Annotated in this window: 20 protein-coding genes; 7 read left to right on the top strand and 13 right to left on the bottom strand. The window is 63.4% G+C overall.

The features are described from left to right. Positions 1-119 precede the first annotated feature (119 nt). Complete coding sequence (locus J2T21_RS04160) at positions 120-1,043, top strand: LysR substrate-binding domain-containing protein (protein WP_307578796.1); 924 nt, start codon at positions 120-122, stop codon at positions 1,041-1,043. A 577-nt stretch (positions 1,044-1,620) separates the two neighbouring features. On the opposite strand, the gene J2T21_RS04155 is transcribed toward J2T21_RS04160, so the two are convergent. From J2T21_RS04155 to J2T21_RS04140, 4 genes are read right to left on the bottom strand one after another with little or no spacing between them, the layout of a single operon-like run. Further along, entirely contained in the window at positions 1,621-3,036 is a 1,416-nt protein-coding gene (locus tag J2T21_RS04155) for an aspartate ammonia-lyase (protein WP_307578794.1), read from the bottom strand. Positions 3,037-3,062: 26 nt separating this feature from the next. Further along, complete coding sequence (locus J2T21_RS04150; protein ID WP_307578792.1) at positions 3,063-4,229, bottom strand: M20 family metallopeptidase; 1,167 nt, start codon at positions 4,227-4,229, stop codon at positions 3,063-3,065. Continuing rightward, complete coding sequence (locus J2T21_RS04145; RefSeq protein WP_307578790.1) at positions 4,219-4,890, bottom strand: DUF1028 domain-containing protein; 672 nt, start codon at positions 4,888-4,890, stop codon at positions 4,219-4,221. Before J2T21_RS04145 ends, J2T21_RS04150 begins: the two co-directional genes overlap by 11 nt. After that, a complete protein-coding gene (locus J2T21_RS04140) occupies positions 4,887-5,312 on the bottom strand; it encodes a RidA family protein (RefSeq protein WP_307578788.1) in 426 nt (141 codons plus the stop codon). Before J2T21_RS04140 ends, J2T21_RS04145 begins: the two co-directional genes overlap by 4 nt. A gap of 348 nt (positions 5,313-5,660) precedes the next feature. On the opposite strand from J2T21_RS04140, the gene J2T21_RS04135 reads away from it, so the two are divergent. Then, positions 5,661-6,929 carry a flavin-containing monooxygenase gene (locus J2T21_RS04135; protein ID WP_307578785.1) on the top strand — a complete coding sequence of 423 codons (1,269 nt, stop codon included), beginning with the start codon at positions 5,661-5,663 and terminating at the stop codon, positions 6,927-6,929. A 982-nt stretch (positions 6,930-7,911) separates the two neighbouring features. Here J2T21_RS04135 and J2T21_RS04130 read toward each other — a convergent pair. Continuing rightward, complete coding sequence (locus J2T21_RS04130; protein ID WP_307578783.1) at positions 7,912-9,078, bottom strand: M14 family zinc carboxypeptidase; 1,167 nt, start codon at positions 9,076-9,078, stop codon at positions 7,912-7,914. 218 nt (positions 9,079-9,296) lie between these two features. Between J2T21_RS04130 and J2T21_RS04125 the strand changes: the two genes are divergently transcribed. Continuing rightward, the gene (locus J2T21_RS04125) at positions 9,297-9,914 is read left to right on the top strand and encodes a hypothetical protein (protein ID WP_307578781.1); all 618 of its coding nucleotides are present in this window, start codon (positions 9,297-9,299) and stop codon (positions 9,912-9,914) included. Here the strand turns inward: J2T21_RS04125 and J2T21_RS04120 are convergent. Together J2T21_RS04120 and J2T21_RS04115 are read right to left on the bottom strand one after the other, a co-directional pair. After that, a complete protein-coding gene (locus J2T21_RS04120; RefSeq protein WP_307578779.1) occupies positions 9,911-10,918 on the bottom strand; it encodes a PDR/VanB family oxidoreductase in 1,008 nt (335 codons plus the stop codon). The two genes, J2T21_RS04125 and J2T21_RS04120, sit on opposite strands and share 4 nt — an antisense overlap. Positions 10,919-10,954: 36 nt before the next feature. Further along, entirely contained in the window at positions 10,955-12,049 is a 1,095-nt protein-coding gene (locus J2T21_RS04115; RefSeq protein WP_307578777.1) for an aromatic ring-hydroxylating dioxygenase subunit alpha, read from the bottom strand. A gap of 115 nt (positions 12,050-12,164) precedes the next feature. Between J2T21_RS04115 and J2T21_RS04110 the strand changes: the two genes are divergently transcribed. From J2T21_RS04110 to J2T21_RS04100, 3 genes are all read left to right on the top strand, one after another. Continuing rightward, positions 12,165-12,746, top strand: coding sequence for a PadR family transcriptional regulator (locus J2T21_RS04110; protein ID WP_307578774.1), 582 nt, complete (start codon positions 12,165-12,167; stop codon positions 12,744-12,746). 121 nt (positions 12,747-12,867) lie between these two features. Next, the gene (locus tag J2T21_RS04105; protein ID WP_307578772.1) at positions 12,868-13,269 is read left to right on the top strand and encodes a VOC family protein; all 402 of its coding nucleotides are present in this window, start codon (positions 12,868-12,870) and stop codon (positions 13,267-13,269) included. A gap of 105 nt (positions 13,270-13,374) precedes the next feature. After that, positions 13,375-14,226: a methylenetetrahydrofolate reductase gene (locus J2T21_RS04100; protein WP_307578770.1), complete on the top strand. Its 852-nt coding sequence runs from the start codon at positions 13,375-13,377 to the stop codon at positions 14,224-14,226. 85 nt (positions 14,227-14,311) lie between these two features. On the opposite strand, the gene J2T21_RS04095 is transcribed toward J2T21_RS04100, so the two are convergent. Next, a complete protein-coding gene (locus tag J2T21_RS04095) occupies positions 14,312-15,310 on the bottom strand; it encodes an ABC transporter substrate-binding protein (RefSeq protein ID WP_307578768.1) in 999 nt (332 codons plus the stop codon). Positions 15,311-15,611: 301 nt separating this feature from the next. On the opposite strand from J2T21_RS04095, the gene ligM reads away from it, so the two are divergent. Beyond that, the gene (gene ligM / locus J2T21_RS04090) at positions 15,612-17,018 is read left to right on the top strand and encodes a vanillate/3-O-methylgallate O-demethylase (RefSeq protein ID WP_307578766.1); all 1,407 of its coding nucleotides are present in this window, start codon (positions 15,612-15,614) and stop codon (positions 17,016-17,018) included. Between the two features lie 172 nt (positions 17,019-17,190). Here ligM and J2T21_RS04085 read toward each other — a convergent pair whose 3' ends face one another. Genes J2T21_RS04085 through J2T21_RS04065 form a run of 5 tightly spaced genes read right to left on the bottom strand, consistent with a single transcriptional unit; the run spans position 17,191 to position 22,190 of the window. Continuing rightward, on the bottom strand, positions 17,191-18,054 hold the full coding sequence (locus J2T21_RS04085) for an ABC transporter ATP-binding protein (protein ID WP_307578764.1): 864 nt from the start codon (positions 18,052-18,054) through the stop codon (positions 17,191-17,193). Next, positions 18,044-18,817 carry an ABC transporter permease gene (locus J2T21_RS04080; protein WP_307578763.1) on the bottom strand — a complete coding sequence of 258 codons (774 nt, stop codon included), beginning with the start codon at positions 18,815-18,817 and terminating at the stop codon, positions 18,044-18,046. Before J2T21_RS04080 ends, J2T21_RS04085 begins: the two co-directional genes overlap by 11 nt. Further along, a complete protein-coding gene (locus tag J2T21_RS04075) occupies positions 18,814-19,653 on the bottom strand; it encodes an ABC transporter permease (RefSeq protein WP_373457887.1) in 840 nt (279 codons plus the stop codon). Before J2T21_RS04075 ends, J2T21_RS04080 begins: the two co-directional genes overlap by 4 nt. After that, positions 19,650-20,630: an ABC transporter substrate-binding protein gene (locus J2T21_RS04070; protein ID WP_307578761.1), complete on the bottom strand. Its 981-nt coding sequence runs from the start codon at positions 20,628-20,630 to the stop codon at positions 19,650-19,652. The genes J2T21_RS04075 and J2T21_RS04070 overlap by 4 nt, the downstream gene beginning before the upstream one ends. Positions 20,631-20,645: 15 nt before the next feature. Next, positions 20,646-22,190: an acyl-CoA synthetase gene (locus J2T21_RS04065; protein WP_307578759.1), complete on the bottom strand. Its 1,545-nt coding sequence runs from the start codon at positions 22,188-22,190 to the stop codon at positions 20,646-20,648. Between the last annotated feature and the right edge of the window lies 1 nt (position 22,191).

Raw genomic sequence — 22,191 nt, 5'->3', positions numbered from 1 at the left:
GCTCCGTGCGTCCCGCCATGGCTGTGCCGTTGAAACCCTGCGTCAACAATGGCATCGATTTTCGAGATTTGAAAACGATTGTCCTTCGCCCCTATCGGGGTAAGCGCTAAGCTCAGGCTATGGACATCACCCTTACCCAACTCAGGTATTTCACGGAGGCCGCAGCCCGGCTGTCAATGACCTTGGCGGCCGAACGGCTCCACGTCGCCCAGTCGGCGATCTCCAGCGCCGTGGCCCACCTGGAACGGCAAATCGGGTCACAGTTCTTCATCCGTCAACGATCAAAAGGGTTGGCACTCACCCCTGCCGGGGAGGCCTTCCTGCGTGATGCCCTGGCCGTCCTGGGTCATGTGGAGGACATCGTTGAGAAGGCACGTGGTGAACAACTCAGTGTGGCCGGCCGCGTGCGGATTGCCTGCTTCAGCACACTGGCACCCTTCCTCATACCGGGGTTGCTCAGCAGGTTGAGCCAAGACTACCCACAGTTGGTGGTGGAGGTACTCGAAGCCGATGCCGCCGGGTGTTCAAATGCGCTGCTCAACGGCCAAGCCGACTTGGCATTGGGATACGACCTGGGGATTCCCGAAGGCGTGGCAACCACGGTGGTCGATCGGGCCCGGCCCTATCTGTTGCTGCCCCACGACCACCGTTTTGCGAAGCGCTCTTCACTGGACCTAGAGGACATGGCCGGCGAACCGTTCATCTTGCTCGACATGCCCTACACCCGTGATCTGATGCTTTCGCTCCTGCGCGACACCGGCATCAGCCCCGAAGTGCGGTTCCAATCCGGAAGTTTTGAAACAGTGCGCACGCTGGTGGCACACGGGCACGGATACTCGATCCTGCACCAGCATCCACACCACAACATGACGTATGACGGCCAGCAGGTGGCAGCCGTGCAGATCACCAATGCGGTGCCGCAGCTGGACATCGTGATCGCCCACTTGAGAACCCAACGGGCCACTGCCCGGATGAGAGCGGTCGGCCGTTGCGTGCGCGACCAGCTGGCCGAACTTTCCGGTCAACAGCCAGCCGAAGCCTGAGATCGGGCTTGCCGTCTTGGAACATAGCCGGGCCTGTAGATGGTCCGTGCCATTTTTGGACAGCGGTGTGTTGAGCCGGATCATTGGATAGCAGGTGCGGGTCCATCGGATAGCCACGGAGCGGGGACCCGGTAGCGCTTCGGCCACCGCGGTATTTGTCCTGGGTGGTGGCGTTTTCCTGCCTGGAACCGGTGTGCCGGCGCATCGTCGGTCTGCCGGGCCCGGTCAGTACGCCGGTTGAGGCGAGGCGATGCTGTTCGATTCGGCGACGACCGCCTCGCGCAGCGTTTTGTACCGTTTCCCGGGTCGAACAGCGAGGCCACCACTGCGACGCCACGGTTTTCCTGCTGGCTGCAACCCGCCCTCACAGCCGCTTCCGTGCACCATCCACGGCCCCCGGGGTCGCGGCCGAAAGCCCTCCTCCCGCGAGGCTCCGGAACATGCTATCCGGTCGCCCCGCACCAGTCACCGAAAAGCCGCGTCCATGCACGGTGGACCAAGGCTCCGGACAAGGCCATGGCACCGCAGCTCGCCTACGCGGTGCTGCGGTGCCATGGCCTTCCGTGTCCGTTACCGGCTACGCTCCCGCCAAGGCCTGCGGGGATAACGCCTCAAGCAAACGGTCCGCCTCAACCAACCCTTTCTTTGCGACCAGGGCGGCAATGCCTTGATTCGTCGCCAAGGCTTCCTTGGCCAGCTCCGCAGCCGCGGCATAACCAATGAGCGGCGCAAGCCCGGTCACCACACTCACCGACTCAACCATGCGTTGCTGCAGGACGGGCAGGTTGGCTTCGATGCCGTCCACGCAACGGGTGCGGAGAATCGAACAGGCCGAGGTGAGCCATTGAATGGATTCGAACAGGGCATCTGCCATCACCGGCTCGAATGCATTCAATTGAAGTTGGCCCGCTTCGGCAGCCATCGTCACTGTGGTGTCGGCGCCAACCACCCGGAAGGCAACCTGGCTGACCATCTCGGGGATCACCGGATTGACCTTGCCGGGCATGATCGATGATCCGGCTTGAACCGCCGGCAGGAAGATCTCCCCCAATCCGGCCTGCGGTCCGGACGACAGCAGTCGCAGATCGTTGCAGATTTTCGAGAGCTTGACGGCAGTGCGCTTGATGATGCCGGAAACCAGCATGAAAACCCCGGTATCGCTCGTGGCTTCAACCAAGTTGGTCGCCGAAGTCAGCTTCATGCCGGTCACGTCGCACAATTGCTGGATCACGAGGTTCCGGTATTCGTGCGGTGCAGTGATACCGGTCCCGATGGCTGTGGCACCCAAATTGGATTCGCCTAGATGGGTCGCCAGCTCAGCGATCCGCAGCCGGTCCTCACGCAACGTCTCGGCAAAAGCACCGAACTCCTGGCCCAGGGTCATGGGAACGGCATCCTGAAGTTGGGTCCGGCCGATCTTCAGGATGTGTGCGAATTCCAGGCCCTTTGCGGCGAACGCTGCGGTGAGCTTCTCGTGTTCGTCCATCAGCATCGCCAATTCGCGCTGAAGTGCAAGCTTCAGCGCCGTCGGATACACGTCGTTCGTGGACTGGCTGCGATTGACCACGTCAATGGGATGCAAATACTGGTACTCGCCCTTGGCATGGCCCAGGATTTCCAGCGCCCTGTTGGCCACCACCTCGTTGGCATTCATGTTTGTGCTTGTACCCGCACCCCCTTGGATCCGGTCAACAATGAACTGGTCGTCGAACTTTCCGTCCATGACTTCCCGGGCGGCCTGTTGCACAGCCAGGGAACTGGCCGGATCGATCAGTCCGAGCTCTTCATTGGCACGCACGGCCGCATACTTCACCGAGCCCAGGGCCCAGATCAGTGAACGCATGCTCCCGATCGTTCGCCGGCTTACCGGAAAATTCTCCAAGGCACGCAGGGTGCTGATCCCCCAATAGGCCTCCGCGGGCACACTGCGTTCCCCGAGGCTGTCCGCTTCGACCCGTACGGTGCCGTCCCTCGTTGCGGTGATGCTGCTCATTTTCTTGTCTCCTTGCTTGGGGGCTTTCAGCCCAGATAATCCAGTCCCGTCAGGGCAAGCAGAACTGATCCGTCGTGGATGGCTCGGTTTGCATCGTCGCCCACGCAATGAGCGGCAAATTCTTTTTGGTGATTGGCCACGGGGTAGCACCCCAGGCCTATGTATGGGTGGATGGCCGGAACTACCTGGGACACGTTGCCCATGTCCGTGGACGCCCGGTTCATCGTGGCCTGCTCCGGCGGCGCATCGAACCGGCGTCCAAGCTCGAGTGCATGTTTCACATAGATGTCGAGCGCACGCTGCTCGGTGCGAAACTCCGAATACGGCTCGGACTCCGGAGTGATGGTCAATTCGCAACCGGTCGCCAAGGCCCCGGCTTCGAAGCAACGGGCCACACGCGATTCGAGGCCCTCAAGATCCTTCAGTGTCTGCGCGCGGACATACCAACGCCCCTCGGTTCGTTCCGGGATCGCGTTGGGAGCTTCCCCGCCGCGCGTCTGCACGCCGTGGACACGGGTCTGCGACGGCAATTGCTGGCGCAACAGGCCCAGGGCCACCTGGGAGACGATGAACGCGTCGTTGGCGTTGATGCCCTGCTCCGGATACGCGGCAGCATGGGCCGCCTTTCCTTCAAAAACGACGTGGTTGTGTGCGACGGCATACGGACTGGCCTCTGCCGAATCAACCGGACTCGGGTGGGCCATCATGGCCAGGTCCAGTCCCCGGAAAGCACCCTTCTTGAGCAACTCAATTTTTCCGCCGCCGCCTTCCTCGGCCGGCGTTCCGTAGACCTCGACGGTCAAGTCGCGCGCATCGGCGAAAGCGGAGAGCGCCACGGCCGCTCCGCATGACATCGCGGTGATGATGTTGTGTCCGCAGGCATGTCCCAGCCCGGGCAGCGCATCGTATTCGGCCATCAGCCCCACCCGGCGGCTGCCGCTGCCGTACACGGCTCGAATGGCTGTATCAAAGCCCAGGTAGCCGCGTTCGACGGCAAAACCGCGACTTTCAAGATAGCTAGCTGTCCACTCTGCCGCCTGGTGTTCTTGCCATCCGAGTTCCGGGTTGGCGTGCAGCCGTTCAGACAACCCGATGAGTTCGGCCTGGTGTTCGCGCACGGTGTCCAGCACCCGCCGCTTGTCTTCCGGTTTCAGGGCTCCGGCGCCTGCCGCTGCCATGGTTTCAGCGCTCATCGCCGGGCACTCCATAACCGACGGAAGCGGAGGGGTCCAGTCCCCGGACCACGTAGTCGTTTCGCTGCGGCGACCACACACCGAGCAGTCGACCTAGTTCGGCGATGGGATCCTCATGCCAGTCGACCCGAAGGTCGGTATCACGCCAGCCGTGCCCTGAAACCACCGCCATTCCCGCGGAGTGAACCGGGCCCTCCTCGCCTCCGGCGGACAATGCAGCCTGAAGGCCGGCCAGCAGGCGCTCCTCCAGCTCGCCTTCGGACTGCTCAAATGCATCGCACATGGCCTGGGGAATATGCGAGCCGCTCAACATGTTGCCTGCGGCGACGCTATGCGTCCCCTGGCCGCTGCCATGCACGCCCAACGTGTGCTTCCCGTGATGCACCGCGACGCCGCCGTGTGCATCGAGCACCACCAGTTGTCGATAGTCCGCGTCCGCATAGTTCTCGAGTGCTGCCTGGATGGCGGAATCGGCCCCGTGCCCGGCCTCCAACAGGTCCAGGATGTGGGTCCCGAGCCGGGGATCCGTGATGTTCTGTGAACTGACCGCACCGATTCCGTCCCGCAAATGGGTGCATCGTGCTGCGACGGCAGGAGACGACGAGCTCACTGCCATGCCGATGCGGCCGTGCTGGTCGCGGGCGACAATGCTGAACGTCATTTGGAGGCTCCCTCGGAAATCACGGCGGTGGCATCAATCTCAACCAACCATTCGGGGCGCGCCAGTGCTTGGACGACAATGCCGGTGGATACGGGGTAGACACCCTTGAGCCACTTGCCCATGACACGGTACACAGCCTCGCGGTAGCGGGGATCGATGAGGTAAACGGTGACCTTCACGATGTCTTCAAGGCCGCTGCCCGCTTCTTCAAGCAGCATCTTGATGTTCGCCATGGCCTTCTCGGCCTGGGCCTCGACATCACCAATGCCCACGGACTCGCGGGTTTCCAGGTCCTGCCCGATCTGGCCACGCAGATAGACCACGCCATTGGCCACGACCGCTTGGCACAGGTCGTTGTCCAGGTTTTGTTCCGGATAGGTGTCCTTGGTGTTGAACTTTCGCAGGCGCTGGTGTGTCGACATGGCAATTCCGTTTCTCTGGAGGGTTCCCGAAATGTTCGTATGGCACCATTGTGGCCACCCCGAAGGCATCCGTAAAGCAGCTAAATCAGAGCAACTGAATCTCAAAAACAGATCATTGAAGACTTGCCGCACCAGGAGGCGATCATTTGATCATGTGATGCACCCAGTCGGCTCAAATCTAATTTAGTGATGCGCTTCGTCGCCAACAGATATTGGACAGCGGTTCTCAACCTGCCGTTTGCTTGAATCAATCGGGAACAGCCGCCCTCACCGGGGACAACACCTGCCGCTAGGAAATTCTCGCCGCAGTCACCCGAACCATTACAACCATTCGAGCGGAGAATCGGAATGTCGAATATGCAGCCAGAGGCGACGGAGGTCCTCGTCGTGGGCGCCGGCCAGGCCGGTGTGGCGATGAGCGAGCACCTGACCAAAATGAACGTGCCCCATATCGTCCTTGAGCGAAACCGGGTTGCCGAACGCTGGCGCTCGGAACGCTGGGATTCGTTGGTGGCCAATGGCCCGGCTTGGCACGACCGCTTTCCCGGCATGGATTTCAACGATGTCGACCCTGATGAATTTGCCACGAAAGATCAGGTGGCAGAATATTTCGAGGACTACGCGGCCGCGTTCAATGCCCCCATCCGATGCGGAGTCGAGGTGCAGCAGGTCAACAAGAAGGAAGGCGAATCCGGTTTCCGCGTGGAGACTTCCGAAGGCATCATCGACGCCGCCTTTGTCGTGGCCGCCACTGGCGCGTTCCAGAAACCGATCATCCCTGCCCTGGTCCCTCAATCCGCCCGCCTCCATCAGCTCCACTCCAGCAGTTACCGCAATCCGCAACAGCTTCCTTCCGGAGCCGTCCTCGTGGTCGGCGCAGGCTCTTCCGGTGTCCAGATAGCCGACGAGCTGCAGCGTTTCGGGCGCCAAGTCTATTTGGCCGTCGGACCACACGACCGGCCCCCGCGGAGCTACCGCGGCCGCGACTTCGTGTGGTGGCTCGGCGTGTTGAACAAGTGGGAAGCCGCGGCCCCGCCGATCGGAGCCGAGCACGTCACCATAGCCGTCAGCGGCGCCCGGGGTGGGCACACCATTGATTTCCGGGAGCTGGCAGAGAGCGGAATCAAGTTGGTGGGACGGGCTTCCTCGTACGACGGGGGAACCATGACTTTCAACGACGATCTGGCCCGGAACATCGCCGATGGCGATGCCAACTATCTTTCGCTGCTCGACGAAGCCGACGCCTACATCCTGCGAAACGGAATCGACCTGCCCGAGGAACCAGAAGCCCGAGTCCTGGGTGCAGATCCTCAATGCGTGACCGATCCGATCTTGGAGCTTGATCTTGCAGAGGCCGGTGTGTCCACGGTTCTGTGGGCGACTGGTTTCGGTTTCGACTACAGCTGGCTGAAGGTCGACGCATTCGACGAATCCGGACGCCCGATTCATCAGCGAGGGGTCTCGGCGGAGGCCGGGGTCTACTTCCTTGGTCTTCCCTGGCAGTCACGCCGAGGATCGAGTTTCATTTGGGGCGTCTGGCATGATGCCAAGTATCTAGCCGATCAGATCGCCATTCAACGAAGCTACAGCGCTTTCAAGAACTACGCGCTGGTGTAATCGGGCAACCTCTTCATGAAAGGTCTCGCTCACGTAGTCGAGGGAAGCGTGTCGAGTGGGAGCAATCCTGGTGGAACTTCCGCTCGACATCTTTCGCATCTTGCCGCTATCCGCGGGCAAAATGGAGAACCTAGAGAATCGCGAGCATCGACCCGAGCAGGGCCTGCATCGACGACGGGATCCTGGCTGCGGGCCCAGGCCCTGACAGATGGGCCCATGCCATGTCGGCATCCAAAGCCTGGATGCCGACATGGGCCAAGATGGCCCGACCCCGGCTTCCGAACCCTTGCGCCGTGAAGGCAGTGAGGCGCTTCAACACTGAGTTCCTGCAGGAACCTCGAGGCCCGGTATGGACGACACGTTCCATACCGGGCATCGTTGTCCGCTTTGCCGGTCCGGATGAGACCGGATTCCCTGTTTTGGAACGGGTACCTTTCCCAAGTCGCACCTTGACGGGCTCCCCGGACGATGAAATGCATGATTCGGCTCCATGCATCCGCAGGGTTGTCCGCGCCTCCGCATGCTTGTCGACGGCCGCGCCACGGCTTCTCCACGCCGGTGCTTCCCGTCCAGCCCAGCCTGGCGGTCCTCGGGATGTATTAGCCCCTCTTCCCTGGGCGTGCTTCCCTCACCTTCACCCAAGGGGAACACCGACTCCCCCGAGGTTCAGCAACATGCGGGAGACCCATTAAGAGATTCCGGCAATGTCCAGCTTCCCGGCCCCGCTGGACGCGGTGGACCCCGAGGCTCGGGTTTGGCACCAGCCGCAGCCTTAGCGCTGCACACCTCTATCCGCGGCGCTGTCCGGGGAGCGGCAGCGGTCTGGGAGCCCTGAGCCGAACAGGGCACCGCAGAACATCCCCCGGGCTTCCGGGCAACGACAGCGACCCCGGACGTTGAGGTAATCGTCCGGGGTCGCTGTAGTTCTGCATGCGCCGGCCATGCCTGGGTCGACCTCGTGGCGGCTTGGTCGCGATCTTGTCTACTTCGGGATGTTCCCTGCGTAGTCCGTGTTGTATCCGGTGACCGGCTGGTGCGGGATTTCCTCCCAGCGGTCAGGATCCACCTTGTCAACGGCGCCGCTGGCAATTCCAGTTAGCAGCTCCTTGACGGCAAGCGCGTTCTGCTTGATGGACTTGCCGCGTGCCTTCTGTCCCAGGCTGCCGTTGGAGGTGTTGCCGGAGGTCTCGAAGAACACCACCGGGTTGGAGTGGCCGGTGGGGTTCATGCCCTTGTAGTCAAGGCCGAGCATCATCGCCGAGACGACGCCGCCCTTGATGTCGATCTCCATGCCGTTGCCGACCTGGTAGCGGTCGGTGTTGACGAACCCGTACTTCCTGAGTGAATCATAGACGTGGACATTCATCTGGCGGGTCTGGTCGTTGTAGAGACCATCCTTGATGCCAGGAAGCGTCGGTCCGTTCGGTGCCAGCGAGATGCCCAACGAGAACGTCACGTCATCGCCGGTTTCCCACTGCTTCTTCAGGCCCTGGTGGTGGATGTCGATTCCATAGTCGGGCTTGACCGTGGTCCAGTACTCGTAGAAGGCCAGGGACTCCTTGGCAGCGAATCCGGTGGGCGTCCAATCTCGGTTGAGGTCGATCAGGCGCTCGCGCCCGTTGGCACCGAGCAGCGGCTTGTTGGATATCTGATCCCACAGGATCGTGTGGCGGATATTCGCCTCGGATCCATCCGGGTTGTAGTTGGGGATGAAGTGCAGCGTGAATTCCTTGCGGAGCAGCTCGTAGTCGGCCGACCCGTTGGTACCCACGTCCTTCAGCACCTGCAGCAGGGCCTCGGCGCCGTACGGTTCGTTGCCGTGGATCCTGCCCTGGAGCCACACGTGCTTCGGCCCTGTGCCCACCGTTGCAACATACAGGTCACGCCCCTGCTCGGACGTGTTCACCGCCATGCCGGCCTCGGTCAGGGTGAAGACATCGACGTTGAACCGGGATGTCTTCTCGAGCTTGAGCATCTCCGACACGACATCCGCATAGGACAGGATGCTGGAGGTATTTGTGGTTCCCTCAACACTGGGGAAGTTTGCATCGGCGGTTGCCGGGGCGACTCCCGCAAATGGAAGGCTGAGTGCAAAGGCACCGGCCATGACGGCGGCGGTGAATTTTCTCCCGTTGACGTTTTTCGACACGTGGACATCTCCTTGGATGGACTTGGGTCTTGAAGCGAAATTGCGGGGATGATCATCCGCAGGCGAGCCTAACTTGGTACTTCGTGTTACGCACGCAAAAAACGGTTGTAGATACAAAGAACGCTCTTACTCGCCGGTACCAATGTTTTTGTCCAGCCTTTTCTTAAACATTTCGTGAACCAGGACCATGCTCTGGATATTTCCTCGAGAAAGGGTTATTGATCAATGCTTTCCAGGCCCTACCCGAGGCCAGGGAAACTCCCCGTGCCCGTGAATTCTCCGCCTCATGGCGCCCCATGGCGATAGGGCAACAGGAGCCGCATCGCACCCACGGCCAACGGATCGGACAAACCATGCTGCTGGGCGGAATCAACCACAGCGCGATTCTTCCCAAGGACGCCAAGCGGCTGGGCGACTTCTACCGCGCGGTCTTCGACGCCGAGGTGGGGGCGTTGGATTTCGCCCAACCATGGAACCCCCTGTGTACTTCGGTGTACTCGGTGTACTTCTGTGTACCGAATGAACAAGAGTGGCTACTGCCCCGTGGCACGCCGAATCTTTCAACGAATCAAGATTCTTTTCCGCCGAACCAAGGTCCTCGCATCAACGGCACCGGCGGGGACAAAAGTACTTTTCGCGCCTTTGCTACCCGCTGGCACCGGTCAGCCGGGTCAATGGGTGCCGCCGGTGGCGATCGGGCGGCATGTGGTCGTCTTCGTCTTGTCCAGGTGCGCTCGGCGCCGCTCCCGTGGTCGGTTGTCATCTCGGCGATGGCCCGGTCGTCGTTGAAGCGGCCCTTGGGCCTGTCGGGTGGATTCCAGGGCGGCTGCGGCTAGTTCGGTTCGATCGTGATGACCGCCGGTCCGGCGCCCGCATCGCTCCGGGAACCTGTCGGGGAGGTGACGGCGCGCGAGACGCAGCAGTTCATCTTCGTGCCCTGGCGCTGCTGGCGCTCGGAATAGAACACATCGCGGTGGTCGATGGCTCCGGAGAGCTCGGTGATGCGGACCTCGCAGAGCCCGCATTCGCCCTTGCGGCAGTCGAACATCATCTCCGCGCCCGCGTCCTCGAGGGCCTCGAGCATGGAGCGGCCCTGGGGGACCTTGACCTCCAGGTTGAGCTTGGGAACCCTGACGATGAATTCCTCGGGATCGTACCAGCCGCTGTTGCCGAAGGTCTCGTAACGAAGGTTGGGCAAGTCCAGTTCGCGCCCGACCCAGCTGCGGCGCACCGCGTCCATCAGCCGGATCGGCCCGCACATGTACAGCTCGGTGTCCGCATCCGCGCGGTCCACCAGCGCGGGGACGCCCAGCGAGGAGCCCTCGTCGTCGACGTGCACCTCGAGACGCTCGCCGTGCAGTTCGGACAGTTTTTTCAGGTACGCCATGGCGCTGCGGCTGCGTCCGACGTACACCAGCGTGTAGTCGGCCTTCAGCCGTTTGAGCACCGCTGCCATGTTGGCGATTGCGGTGATGCCGATGCCTCCGGCGAGCAGGATGTAGCGCCGGGCGCCGACGCGCAGCGGGAAGTTCTGCAGCGGCTGCGTGATTTCAAGTCGCTGCCCCGGCACCAGGCCGTGCATGAAGATCGAGCCTCCCCGCGAGAGCGGCGCCTTCATCACGCTGATCACCAGCCGGGTGCCGTCGTGGTTCGACTCCACCACCGAGTAGGAGCGCTTGGCCGGCTCCCCGTCGATCTTGACCATCAGGTCCACGTGCGATCCCGGTTCGGCCTTGAGCGGCAGGGAGGGTTCGAGCACGATGCGTGCAATGCCGTCGGCGACCGGTACCACCTGTTTGACGGTGGCCGATTGCCAGGTTTCAATGTTGGTTGCTGCCATGGTCCTTGTCCGTATCCTTCGCTGTCCTTCTCCGCCTTAGGCGGAGGCGGCCAGGCGGCCCTCGGCGGCCAGCATCGCTTCGAGGATGCGGCGCACCCACATGCCGCCCGAATCGATGTTCAGGTTGTAGAACTCGTAGTCCGGGTTGGCGTCGATGGCCGCCTGCTGGGCCATGAGCATTTCCTCGTCCTCGCCAAAGACCCCGTGGACGCCGTCGCGCAGCTGGGTGGTGATCAGCTGGCTGTCGAGGCAGTAGTTGCGCATGAAGGCCCAGAAATAGTGGGAGGACCTGTCGGTTTCCGGGGTGATGGTGTTCATGACGAAACCGTTCACGCCCTGGCTGCGGTCGCCTTCCGGTGCACCGGTGCCGGCCTTGGCCACGCCCACGTCGATGCTGATGGTGGAGGGTGCCTCGAAGTTGATGATTTGCCAGCGGTCGACCTTGCCCTCGAAACCGGGGAACTTGTCGCGCATGTTCTTGAGCCAAAACGGCGGGGCGTCGATGTTGTGCATCCAGCGAGTGACGGTCACCTTGTTGCCCTCGCGCACGGTGACGAAGTCGGACTCGCTGAGTTCCTCCTGGCCGATCGTGGAGGAATGGACGAACTCCTCGTGGGTCAGGTCCATGAGGTTGTCCAGCACCAGCTGGAAGTTGCAGGCCGCGTGGATGGTCAGCCCGTCTCCCGCCCACTCGTCGGAAGTCATCTGGTGCATGTCCGGCACCAGGTCCGGGTCGGCCAGCGTCGGGTCGCCCATCCAGATCCACACATAGCGGTAGCGCTCCACGACCGGGAACGAGGGGACGGTGGCGGAGGGGTTGATGGTTTCCTGCGCCGGCATGGAGACGCAACGGCCGGCCGAGTTGTAGATGATGCCGTGGTACGGGCACTGGATGGTGTCCTTTTCCATGGTCTTGCCCATGGACAGCGGCGCAAGCCGGTGCCAGCAGGCGTCCGCCAGCGCGACGGCCCTGCCGTCCTCGGTGCGGTAGAGGGCCACGGGCCGGTTGGCGATGCGGCGGGACATCGGCTTGCGGGTGACCTCGTGGTCCCAGCCGGCCACGTACCAGGCGTTCAGCGGGTGGGGCAGGACCTTGTTGGTGGTGGAGCTGGTCGTGGCGACGACGGTCATGGGGTTTTCCTTTCGATACGGCAGCAAGACTACCTATCGACATAGTTAGTGGTGTTGGTCATAGAGTAACTGCGGATATAGTGATTTGCAACACCCCTGACCGACGAAAGTTGCCATGAGTCTCCGTAATGCATTGTTTGCCTTGCTCGTTGTCGAGCCGATGACCGGATACGACCTGCACAAGCAGTTCGAGTCCTCGGTCGGCCACGTGTGGCACGCCCCCGACTCGCAGATCTATCCGGAGCTCAGGCGCATGGAGTCCGAGGGCCTGCTCGAAGGCGAGGAAATCCCCTGGGGCCCACGTGGCAAGAAACGCCAGTACCACGTGACCGAGGCAGGCAAGGCTGCATTCAGGAACTGGATGGACACCCCGCTGGAATACGCCCGTACCCGAGACCCCGCGCACCTCAAGGCCGCCTATCTGGAATGGGCGGATCCGGATGCCGCCCGGGAGCAGTTGCGCGCCCACATCGAACACCACACGGGGCTGCTGGGCCAATGGCGCGAAAAGGTCAGGGAAATCGAGGACGGCTCCAGCGCCATGCTCAACCGGCGTCTGGCCAACACCCCGGAGGCCGACCGCGAAAAGACCAGCGCCTACAAGATCTACACCTACGAGGGGCTCATGTCCCAGGCGGAGGCAGAAATCGCCTGGGCCCGGCGCGGACTCAAGCTCATCGACCGGCTCAACGGCTGACCGCCAGCCCCATTCGCCCCGAACCGGCCACCGCTGGGCCGCCCTTGAAAACGCCCGGAACCTGTAGCTCAATGGCAGGGAAGGCACTCGAGCGTGCCATGGCAAAACGGAGGATGGCAACATGTTGCTGGATGGGGTCAACCACATCGCGATCATCTCAAACGATGTCGGAAAATTGGGCGAGTTCTACCGAAAGGTCTTCGACGCCCAGGTGGGACCGACCCGCAACCACGGCCCGGGCGAGACCATGACGAACATCAGGATCGGACCGGGCACGGAACTCAATGTCTTCGTGATCGACGGGAACGCCGAGGCACGACGGCAGACCCCGATGTGGGGCCGCGGGCGCATCGACCACCTCGGCCTTGCAGCCGCCTCCCGGCCGGCCTTCGAAACCATCCGCAACCGGATCATCGAGTCCGGAGCGGGAGACGGGAGAATCAACGACTTCGGTTCCGTGCTCAGCATGTTCTTCCGGGACCCGGACGGACTCGAGGGCGAGGTGCTCATTCCCAAGGAATGACCGACCCTCCCCCTGGCCATGGACACCATCGTGCATCCGGGATATACCTATGGGCCTAGGCAATGATGCCGACCTGCCCCACGGGGCACGAAAGGGGCACCACCGATGACAACGGATCATCCCGGCACCACCTCCGGGGGCTTGCTGAACGGATTCTCCCTGGAAATGACGGGCAAGGACATCGCCGCACTCCAAGCGGCAGCCCCGTCTCTGCCGCCCGGAACCCCCGTCAACGTCACTTTCCTGGGCAACGAGGATCTGTCGATGCGGGTGGCCGCGGCGGCAGCCGTCAAGCAGGCCGGACTGCATCCAGTGCCGCACATTTCGGCGCGCAGGCTGGCATCCACCGGCGAGCTCGACGGCTTCCTTGAGGCGCTGGTGCAGGTCGGGTCCGGAAGCCACGTCTTCGCCGTCGGCGGCGACCCGGCCGAACCCATGGGCCCTTTCCCTGATTCGCTGTCGCTGATCACCTCCGGGCGGCTCGAGGCCTTCGGAGTGAACACGGTGTCGATCGCCGGCTATCCCGACGGCCATTCCGAAATCGAGGCCGACGCACTCTGGTCGGCCCTCGAGGCCAAGAGCGCCGCCCTTCGGGAGCGGAGATTCGAGGGCGAAATCATCACCCAGTTCGGGTTCGACACCGTCCCGGTCCTGGACTGGCTAACCACGTTGCGTGAGCGCGGCATCACGTTGCCGGTGCGGATCGGGGTACCCGGTCCGGCTGGCATCAAGCGGCTGCTGGGCTATGCCCGACGGTTCGGAGTCGCTTCCTCCGCCGGGATCGCCAAGCGCTACGGATTTTCCCTGGGGAACCTGCTCGGGACCGCCGGGCCCGAGCGCTTCGTTGCCGACCTGGCCCGGGACTACGACCCGGCACGCCATGGGGAGATCAAGCTGCACTTCTACACCTTCGGCGGCATCAAGACCACCGCGGACTGGGTTGCGACGCACCGCTGAGACGGGGACCAGGAGCATGCAGAACCGACGGCGGCCTGCCGGGAAACCGTTCCCGGCAGGCCGCCGACTTCATGCTTGGTAGGAGCTACTTTGACGGCAGCAGCGCCGTGAGGTCCGGGATCTGCTCGATGAGTCCGCGGTCCAGCGAGATCTCGGCAATCTTCTCGATGGAGGCCTCATTGACCTCGGTGTAGTACCTCGGCATCGTCAGCTTCTCGATGACATCCGGCTCCAGCGAGGTGTAGTCCGGCAGGACGGCCTTGGCCTTTTCCGGGTTCTCGTCGGCAAACTTCTGCGAGGCCGTCATGGCCCGGGCAAATTTGGCGGCCGTCTCGGGGTTTTTCTTGATGTAGTCATCCGAGGTGAAGTACACCGCGACGGTCAGGTCATCGACCGGCTCTGCGTAGTTGGAGAAGATCGGAACATTTCCGTCGGCCTCGGAGATGGTCACGAATGGCTCGACGGCCGCCATGGCATCGACGTTTCCGGCAGCAAGCTGGGCCGTCATGTCGGGGAAGCCCATTTCCACGAAGTGGACCTGCTTATAGTCCCCGCCTGCCAACTTCACGGCCTCGCTGATAGTGGAGTCTGAAATGTTGTTCAGGGTGTTCACCGCGATCTTCTTGCCGACCAGATCCTTGATCTCCTTGATACCACTGTCCGGCTTGGTCATCACCGAGGCGAAGTCCGCCTTGGTGTCTCCGGTGGAACTACCACCGGGTGCCACCATCTTCAGCGGCAAGCTCTTGGAACGCGCCACGATCATGGAGGTGACATTGGAGAAGCCGAAATCCATCTGCTCGCTCATGATGGCCGGGACGATGGCCGCCCCGCCCTGGGCCAGCGTCAGCTTGACGTCCAGGCCCTCCTTTTCGAAGAGCCCTTCCTTGACGCCCAGGTAGATCGGCGCGACGTCCACGATGGGGATCACCCCGACCTCGACCTTTTCAAGTCCCGTGGCGGCGCCGCTGCCGGAGGCACCTTCGGTGGACGATTCGGCCGGTCCGGTCGACGGCGATCCGCTGCCGCAGGCCGCCAAGCTCAGTGCCGCGAACAGGGCCAACGCCCCTTTGATTCTCTTCATGCTGGTCTCCAGGATTCCCGGGGTCGCCCCCGAAACAAAAAGTGATGTACGTCGCATACTACCTATTCCGATAGTGTTTTGGGGGATCATGACGGGACCAAGTATTTGGGCGCACAACTCCACCGCCTCCGGGGGGCGCGGCAAGGACGGGTGGGGTTTGATTTCCCGGAAAATAACTATCGACTTAGTGAGTCTGTTGGCCTATGGTCGGGGTAGCGGCAGATACGCCGCTCCTTCGTGTTCCGGTGCGGGCCTGACAAGAAGAGGGCACCGCTCCCCAAAGGAAAGGAAGCCTTCTCGCATGTCACCCAAGAACCTCCAGGAAGTCCTGGATGCGGCTGGCAACACCGCCGAACTGCTGCGCAATTCCCAGCTCGGGGCCTACGTCTATCCGGTGGTGGCCCCGGAATTCTCCAACTGGCGCAGCGAACAGCGTGCCTGGCGGGAAACCGCAGTGCTCTACGACCAGACCCACCACATGGACAACCTTTTCATCAAGGGCCCCGACGCCCTGAAGCTGATCTCCGACACCGCCATCAACAGCGTGGCGGTGTTCCCCGTGAACCGGGCCAAGCAATACGTACCCACCACCCCGTCCGGCCACGTCATCGGCGACGGCATCCTCTTCCACGAGGAGCAGGATGAATACGTGTACGTGGGCCGGGCGCCTGCTGCCAACTGGCTGCTCTTCCAGGCGGAAACCGGCGGGTACGACGTGCAGATCGAGGTGGATCGCCGCTCACCCTCCCGCCCCATGGGCAAACCGGTGCAACGCAAGTACTGGCGCTTCCAGATCCAGGGGCCGCAGGCCTGGAACATCATCGAGAAACTGAACGGGGAGCCGCTGGAGCAGCAGCGCTTCTTCTCCATGGACACCATGAACATCGCCGGGACGGAAGTGCGCACGCTGCGCCACGGCATGGCCGGGGCACCGGGGCTGGAAATCTGGGGACCGTACGAATCCTACGACACGATCCGCGCGGCGGTACTGGAAGCCGGGGCGGAATTCGGCATGGTTCCCGTCGGCGCGCGGGCATATCCCTCCAACACCCTGGAATCCGGTTGGATCCCTTCTCCGTTGCCGGCGATCTACACCGGCGAGGAGCTGCGCGCCTACCGTGAGTGGCTCGGCGCCGACAGCTATGAGGCCACCAACGCCGTAGCCGGAAGCTTCGACTCCGCTGACATCGAGGACTACTATCACACGCCCTGGGAACTGGGCTACGGGTCCTTCGTGAAGTTCGACCACGACTTCATCGGCCGCGAGACACTGGAAAGAATCGATCCGGCCAGCCAGCGCAAGAAGGTCACCCTGGCCTGGAACGCTGAAGACCTGGGCACGATCCTTTCCTCCGTTTTGGACCCCGACGAGGTCCCCTACAAGTATTTCGACCTCCCGCTGGCCAACTACGGCTCGTCGAACTACGACCGCGTCATCGATGCCGACGGCAAGACCGTGGGCCTTTCCATGTTCACCGGCTACAGCTCCAACGAGCGCCGCGGCCTGTCCCTGGCCATTGTTGATCCGGATGTCCCGGAGGGCACCGAGCTGCGTGTGGTGTGGGGCGAGCCGGACGGCGGGACGAAGAAGACCACCGTGGAGCCGCACCGCCAGTTCGAGGCCCGCGTGGTGGTCAGCCCCGTGCCGTATTCGACCGTGGCCCGGGCCGAATACCAGGGTGGTTGGCGGACCTCCTACGGGAAGTAGGCACCCCAGCAGCCGGCAAAGTGGCCGCCGATCCCGTGAATGGGAACGGCGGCCACTTGTACGTGGTTCGACGGACGAGGCGCGGGCCACAAAAGGACGCCGTACGCCCGTCATCGCCCGACTACGGGGATGACGGACGCACGGCGTCCCGGTAATGAGGGTAAGGATCTTGCTACTTGGCGACCATGGTGATGGCTTCCTCGGGGCGGTGCCCCTGCTTGGCCTTCTGGATCTCCGCATACACGTGGTGGCGCAGCTCGGTGAACCGCGGCAGGGAGCGGGTCTCCAGCTGGTCCCGCTCGGCCGGCAGGTCGATCACGATGTCCTCCTGCACGATCGTCGGCGAGGAGGACAGGATGATGACGCGCTCGCCCAGGTAGATCGACTCGTCGATGTCGTGGGTGACAAACAGGACCGTCACCCCCAGCTTCTTCCAGACGCTGCGGATCAAATCCTCCAGGTCCGCACGGGTCTGCGCGTCCACGGCCGCGAACGGCTCGTCCATCAAAAGCACCTCCGGCTGGTAGGCCACCGCCCGGGCGATCGCCACGCGCTGCTGCATGCCGCCGGAGAGCTGCCACGGGTAGGACCTGGGCACGTGGTCCAGGCCCACCGCCTCCAGCGCCTCGGCCACCAGGCGCTTGCGTTCCTCCTTGGGCACCCCGGCGTTTTTCAGCGGCAGCTCGACGTTCTCCGCCACACGGAGCCACGGGAACAGGGAACGGCCGTATTCCTGGAACACCACCGCCATCTTCTTCGGCGGGCCGGTGACCTTTTGCCCGTCCAGGAGCACCTCTCCGGAGGTGGAATTCAGCAGCCCGGCGATGCACTTGAGCAGCGTCGTCTTGCCCGAGCCCGAGGGACCGACCAGGCAGACCAGCTCGCCGCTGCCCAAATCGAAGGTCAGGTTCCGCACCGCCTCGATGTCCCCGGCGTCGGTGTGGTAGACCTTTTTCAGGTTCCGCACCGAGAGCAGTGCCTCGCCCTCGGGCAGGGTACGCCCGCCTTGGTGGGACGTGGGATTCTCAGACTGCATTTTCAACCTCTTTCAGGCCGTGGTACCAGCGCAGCACGCGGCGTTGGACCCATTGGAAAATAAAGGACAGGGCCACGCCTATCAGCCCCAGGACCACGATGCCGGACCACATTTCCGGGACCGCGAAGGACCGCTGGAACTGCACGATCGTGAACCCCAGGCCGGAGGACGAGGCGAACATCTCGGAGATGACCATCAGGATCAGCCCGATGGACAGCGCCTGGCGCACCCCGGCCATGATCGTCGGGGTCGCCGAGGGCAGGATCTGGTAGCGGATCCGGGAGAACCCGGTGATCCCGTAGGACCGCGAGGTCTCGTTCTGCACCGGGTCGATGGAGCGCACGCCCTCGATGGTGTTCAGCAGCACCGGCCAGATGCAGCCGGAGATGATCACCGCGACCTTCATGCCGTCGTTGATGCCCACCAGCAGCATCAGCACCGGAACCAGCACCGGCGGCGGCAGCGCCCGGAAGAACTCGAACACCGGCTCGGTCACCGCCCGCAGCGTGCGGTTCAGGCCCACGGCCAGCCCCAGCACGATGCCCAGCACGATCGCGGCCAGCACCCCCACCACCAGGCGCATGATGCTGGGCAACACGTCGGTGAGCATCCGCTCCCCGAACCAGGTCTCGATGAACGTGGTGACCAGCTTCGCCGGGGTGGGCACGAAGAAGTTCGGCGCCCCGGAGGTCGCCAGCCACCACCAGGTAAGCAGGATCAGCGGCAACCCCAGCAGGTAGCCGAAGGATTTCAGGATTTTCATGCCGTCGCCTCCCCGCGAACCGACGGGTGCCAGGACAGCACCCGTTTCTCAACCACCCGGGTGACCCCGTTGATCGCGACCCCCAGGAACCCGGTGGCCAGGATCAACGCATACATCCCGGAAATCGCTCCGCCGGACTGCGCCAGGGCGATCTCCTTGCCCAGTCCCGGGGAGCCGATCAGCAGCTCCGCGGTGATCGCCAGGATCAGCGCCACCGAGGCGGCCAGCCGGACCCCGGTCATCAGGTACGGCAGCATCGTGGGGAACACGACGTCCCGCACCCGCTGCGCGTAGGAGAATCCGTAGGACCTGGCGGTCTGCATCGCCACGTTGTCCACGTCCGCCACCCCGTAGAGCACCTGGATCAGCACCTGCCAGAAGCAGGCGTAGACGATCAGCAGCAGCGAGGACTCGATCTTGATGCCAAAGAGCAGCACCGCCAGCGGGATCAGCGCCACCGACGGGATCGGGCGCAGGAATTCGATGGTCGAGTTGGTGAAGCGCCGCAGGAACGGCGACATCCCGATCACCAGGCCCAGCACCAGGGCGGCAGCCACGGCGATCGCCAGGCCGATGGCCCAGGCCAGCATCGTGTCGCCCACGGCCACCCAGAACGCCGTCAGCCCCAGGTCGGTGGCCAGGGCCGCGATGACCTCGGAGGCCGGAGGCAGGTACTTGGCCTGCACCACGCCCAGCGCCGGCATCAATTCCCAGAAGCCCAGGAACACCACGATGCCGATCAGGCCCAGCACCCACTTCGGCAGGCCCTTGGACGGTGCGCGGGAGGCCTTGGCCTTCACCGCGGCGCGCGTCGATGGTTCGGTCATTTGGGTCATGGCAACAGGGCCTCGAGGTCAACGGGCTTGGCGATGGCACCGAATTCCTGGGCCGCGTCGCCGAGCTTCTGTGCGGCCTCGGTGTTGATGTCCACGCGGTAGCGCGGCAGCACCAGTTTGGCGCGGGTTTCCTCATCGATCTTGGTGTAGGTGCCCACGATGTCGCGGACCTCCTGCGGGTTCTCGTTCGCGTATTCCAGCGACTTGTTCATGGCGCGCTGGAACTTGGCCGTCAGCTCGGGCTCGGCGGCGACCTTGTCCGAGGAGGTGAAGTAGCCTGCGATGTCCAGTTCCGGATCGAAGTCGGAGAAGTTGTTGCTCACGACCCGCGCGCCGCCGCCCTTGGCCTGGACCAGGAAGGGATCGAGGATCCAGGCGGCATCCACGATGCCGTTTTCCAGGGCCGCCGGGGCATCGGGGAACGGAACCTCGACGAAGTCAACGGTGCTCGGGTCCCCGCCATCGTCCTTGACGACCTGCGAAACGGTGATGTCTCCGATGTTGGAAAGGTTGTTCACCGAGACCTTCTTGCCTGCCAGGTCCTTGGGGCTCTTGATCGGCGAGTCCTTCGGGACCACCACGGCGCCGAAGTCCCCGTCCTTGTTCCCGGAGGTGGTCACACCGTTGGCAACGACCTTCATGCTCAGGCCCTTGTCGTTGGCAACCATGAGCGAGACGTAGTTGGAGAAGGCGAAGTCGTAGCTTCCGGACTGGATCCCCGGCACGATGGCCGAGCCGCCGGTGGCGGTCTGGATGTCCAGGTCCAGGCCCTCGGCCTCGAAGAAGCCCTTGGAGTCGCCGAGGAAGATCGGGGCGGTGTCCACGATCGGGATCACGCCCACGGTGATCTTTTCCAGACCGGCGCCGCCGGATTCGGAGGCGGCGCCGGCGGCCTCGCCGCTGGGCGAGCCCGAACCGCAAGCGCTCAATGCGAGAATCCCCAAGGCGGCCACTGCGAGTGTGAGTCTGTTTTTCATGGTCGTCATGAATCCTTAGCTGGTGTGAACAGGCGGGGTCGTCCCGCCGAAGGTCTTGCGCAAATCCGTCTTGCGGATCTTGCCGCTGGCGGTGCGCGGGAAATCGTCCGTGAGCACCACGGAACGGGGGATCTTGTACTTGGCCAGGCGTCCGGCGAGGTGTTCCCTGATGTCGGACTCGGTGATGGCCACGCCCTCCACCGGGACCACGACGGCCCGCGGCACCTCGCCCCACTTTTCGTCCGGGACACCGATGACGGCCACCGAGGCCACGCCCTCAAGTTCCATGATGGCCTGTTCCACCTCGGCCGGGTAGATGTTCTCCCCGCCCGAGATGATCATGTCCTTGAGCCGGTCGGAAATGTAGAGGAAGCCCTCGTCATCCTGGTACCCCATGTCCCCGGAGCGGAACCAGTGTCCGTCGATGAAGGCAGCCTCGCTGGCCTCCGGAAGCTGCCAATATTCCTTGATCACGTTCGGGCCCGAGATCAGGATCTCCCCGGCCTGTCCGGCCGGCAGCCGGGCACCTTCGGGGTCGACGATCATGACGTCCGTGAAGAAGTGTGGCAGTCCTGCCGATCCGGCCTTGGAGCGGGAGCGTTCGGCCTGCAGGGAGGTGGCCCCCGGTGCGGTTTCCGTCAACCCGTAGCCGCCCGAGAATCCCAGGCCCCGTTTTTCGTAGGCCTCGAGCACACGCATCGGGACCGCGGACCCGCCACAGGTGAGCATGCGCAGCGAGGAAATGTCGGTGCCGGCCCAAGCGGGGTGCTCGGCCAGCATCTGGTAGGTGGTGGGAACCCCGGAGAGCGAGGTGATCGAATGGCGTTCGATCGCAGCAAGCACCGAGGAGGGCTCGAATCTGTCCTGCAGCACCAGGGTGCCGCCCTTGAGCAGCGTCGGCAAAGCGCCCATGCCCAGCGAGGCCACGTGGAACATCGGGGCGATCATCAGGGCCTTCGCGTCGCTGGTCACGTCGTAGTCGACCAAGACGTTCAGGGAATTCCAGGTCATGTTCCCGTGCGTCAACACCGCACCCTTGGGCCGGCCGGTGGTCCCGGAGGTGTACAGGATGATGGCGGGGTCCTCGTGGTCCACGGCGATGTCCCGGTAGCCGGCCTCCGCCGCACCCAGTGCGCGCTCGTACGCCGAGTCGGCCCCGGGCTCGTCATCGAGCACCAGGTGGTGCTCCACGGGGCTTTCGCCCAGCGAGGCCTGCGCCAGGTCGTCCAGGGACACCGGGCTGATGAGTACGGTGCTGCCCGAGTCGTTCAGCGCGTAGTTCAGTTCACGCGGGGTCAGCCTGGTGTTGAGTGGCACGAAGATGGCACCGATGCCGCCGCAGGCAAAGAGTGTCTCCAGGAAGGCGGAGTGGTTGTTGCCCAGGTATGCCACGCGGCTGCCCTTGGCCACGCCCAGGGCCCGAAGCGCGTTGGCCAGCTTGTCGATGCGGGTCGCCAGCTGCGCGTAGCTCAGGGATTTTTCCCCCTCGATGACGGCCGCGTGGTCCTGCGACTTGACGCGGCGCTTGTGGATCCAGCCGCCGAGGCCTTGGTTGAGCATG

Origin of the sequence: Paeniglutamicibacter psychrophenolicus (assembly GCF_030812255.1) — a bacterium.
GTDB lineage: Bacteria > Actinomycetota > Actinomycetes > Actinomycetales > Micrococcaceae > Paeniglutamicibacter > Paeniglutamicibacter psychrophenolicus_A.
The sequence above is the reverse complement of the archived record's forward strand: the minus strand, read 5'-3'. Positions and strand labels throughout refer to the sequence as shown.

Bases quoted from the DNA above. Each gene is read 5' to 3' on its own strand.
- J2T21_RS04100 (WP_307578770.1), top strand. From the start codon at position 13,375: ATGACAACGGATCATCCCGGCACCACCTCCGGGGGCTTGCTGAACGGA.
- J2T21_RS04065 (WP_307578759.1), bottom strand. From the start codon at position 22,190: ATGCTCAACCAAGGCCTCGGCGGCTGGATCCACAAGCGCCGCGTCAAG.
- J2T21_RS04150 (WP_307578792.1), bottom strand. From the start codon at position 4,229: ATGAGCGCTGAAACCATGGCAGCGGCAGGCGCCGGAGCCCTGAAACCG.
- J2T21_RS04095 (WP_307578768.1), bottom strand. From the start codon at position 15,310: ATGAAGAGAATCAAAGGGGCGTTGGCCCTGTTCGCGGCACTGAGCTTG.
- J2T21_RS04145 (WP_307578790.1), bottom strand. From the start codon at position 4,890: ATGACGTTCAGCATTGTCGCCCGCGACCAGCACGGCCGCATCGGCATG.
- J2T21_RS04085 (WP_307578764.1), bottom strand. From the start codon at position 18,054: ATGCAGTCTGAGAATCCCACGTCCCACCAAGGCGGGCGTACCCTGCCC.
- J2T21_RS04140 (WP_307578788.1), bottom strand. From the start codon at position 5,312: ATGTCGACACACCAGCGCCTGCGAAAGTTCAACACCAAGGACACCTAT.
- J2T21_RS04110 (WP_307578774.1), top strand. From the start codon at position 12,165: ATGAGTCTCCGTAATGCATTGTTTGCCTTGCTCGTTGTCGAGCCGATG.
- J2T21_RS04070 (WP_307578761.1), bottom strand. From the start codon at position 20,630: ATGAAAAACAGACTCACACTCGCAGTGGCCGCCTTGGGGATTCTCGCA.
- J2T21_RS04160 (WP_307578796.1), top strand. From the start codon at position 120: ATGGACATCACCCTTACCCAACTCAGGTATTTCACGGAGGCCGCAGCC.
- ligM (WP_307578766.1), top strand. From the start codon at position 15,612: ATGTCACCCAAGAACCTCCAGGAAGTCCTGGATGCGGCTGGCAACACC.
- J2T21_RS04105 (WP_307578772.1), top strand. From the start codon at position 12,868: ATGTTGCTGGATGGGGTCAACCACATCGCGATCATCTCAAACGATGTC.
- J2T21_RS04155 (WP_307578794.1), bottom strand. From the start codon at position 3,036: ATGAGCAGCATCACCGCAACGAGGGACGGCACCGTACGGGTCGAAGCG.
- J2T21_RS04135 (WP_307578785.1), top strand. From the start codon at position 5,661: ATGTCGAATATGCAGCCAGAGGCGACGGAGGTCCTCGTCGTGGGCGCC.
- J2T21_RS04120 (WP_307578779.1), bottom strand. From the start codon at position 10,918: ATGGCAGCAACCAACATTGAAACCTGGCAATCGGCCACCGTCAAACAG.
- J2T21_RS04075 (WP_373457887.1), bottom strand. From the start codon at position 19,653: ATGACCCAAATGACCGAACCATCGACGCGCGCCGCGGTGAAGGCCAAG.
- J2T21_RS04115 (WP_307578777.1), bottom strand. From the start codon at position 12,049: ATGACCGTCGTCGCCACGACCAGCTCCACCACCAACAAGGTCCTGCCC.
- J2T21_RS04080 (WP_307578763.1), bottom strand. From the start codon at position 18,817: ATGAAAATCCTGAAATCCTTCGGCTACCTGCTGGGGTTGCCGCTGATC.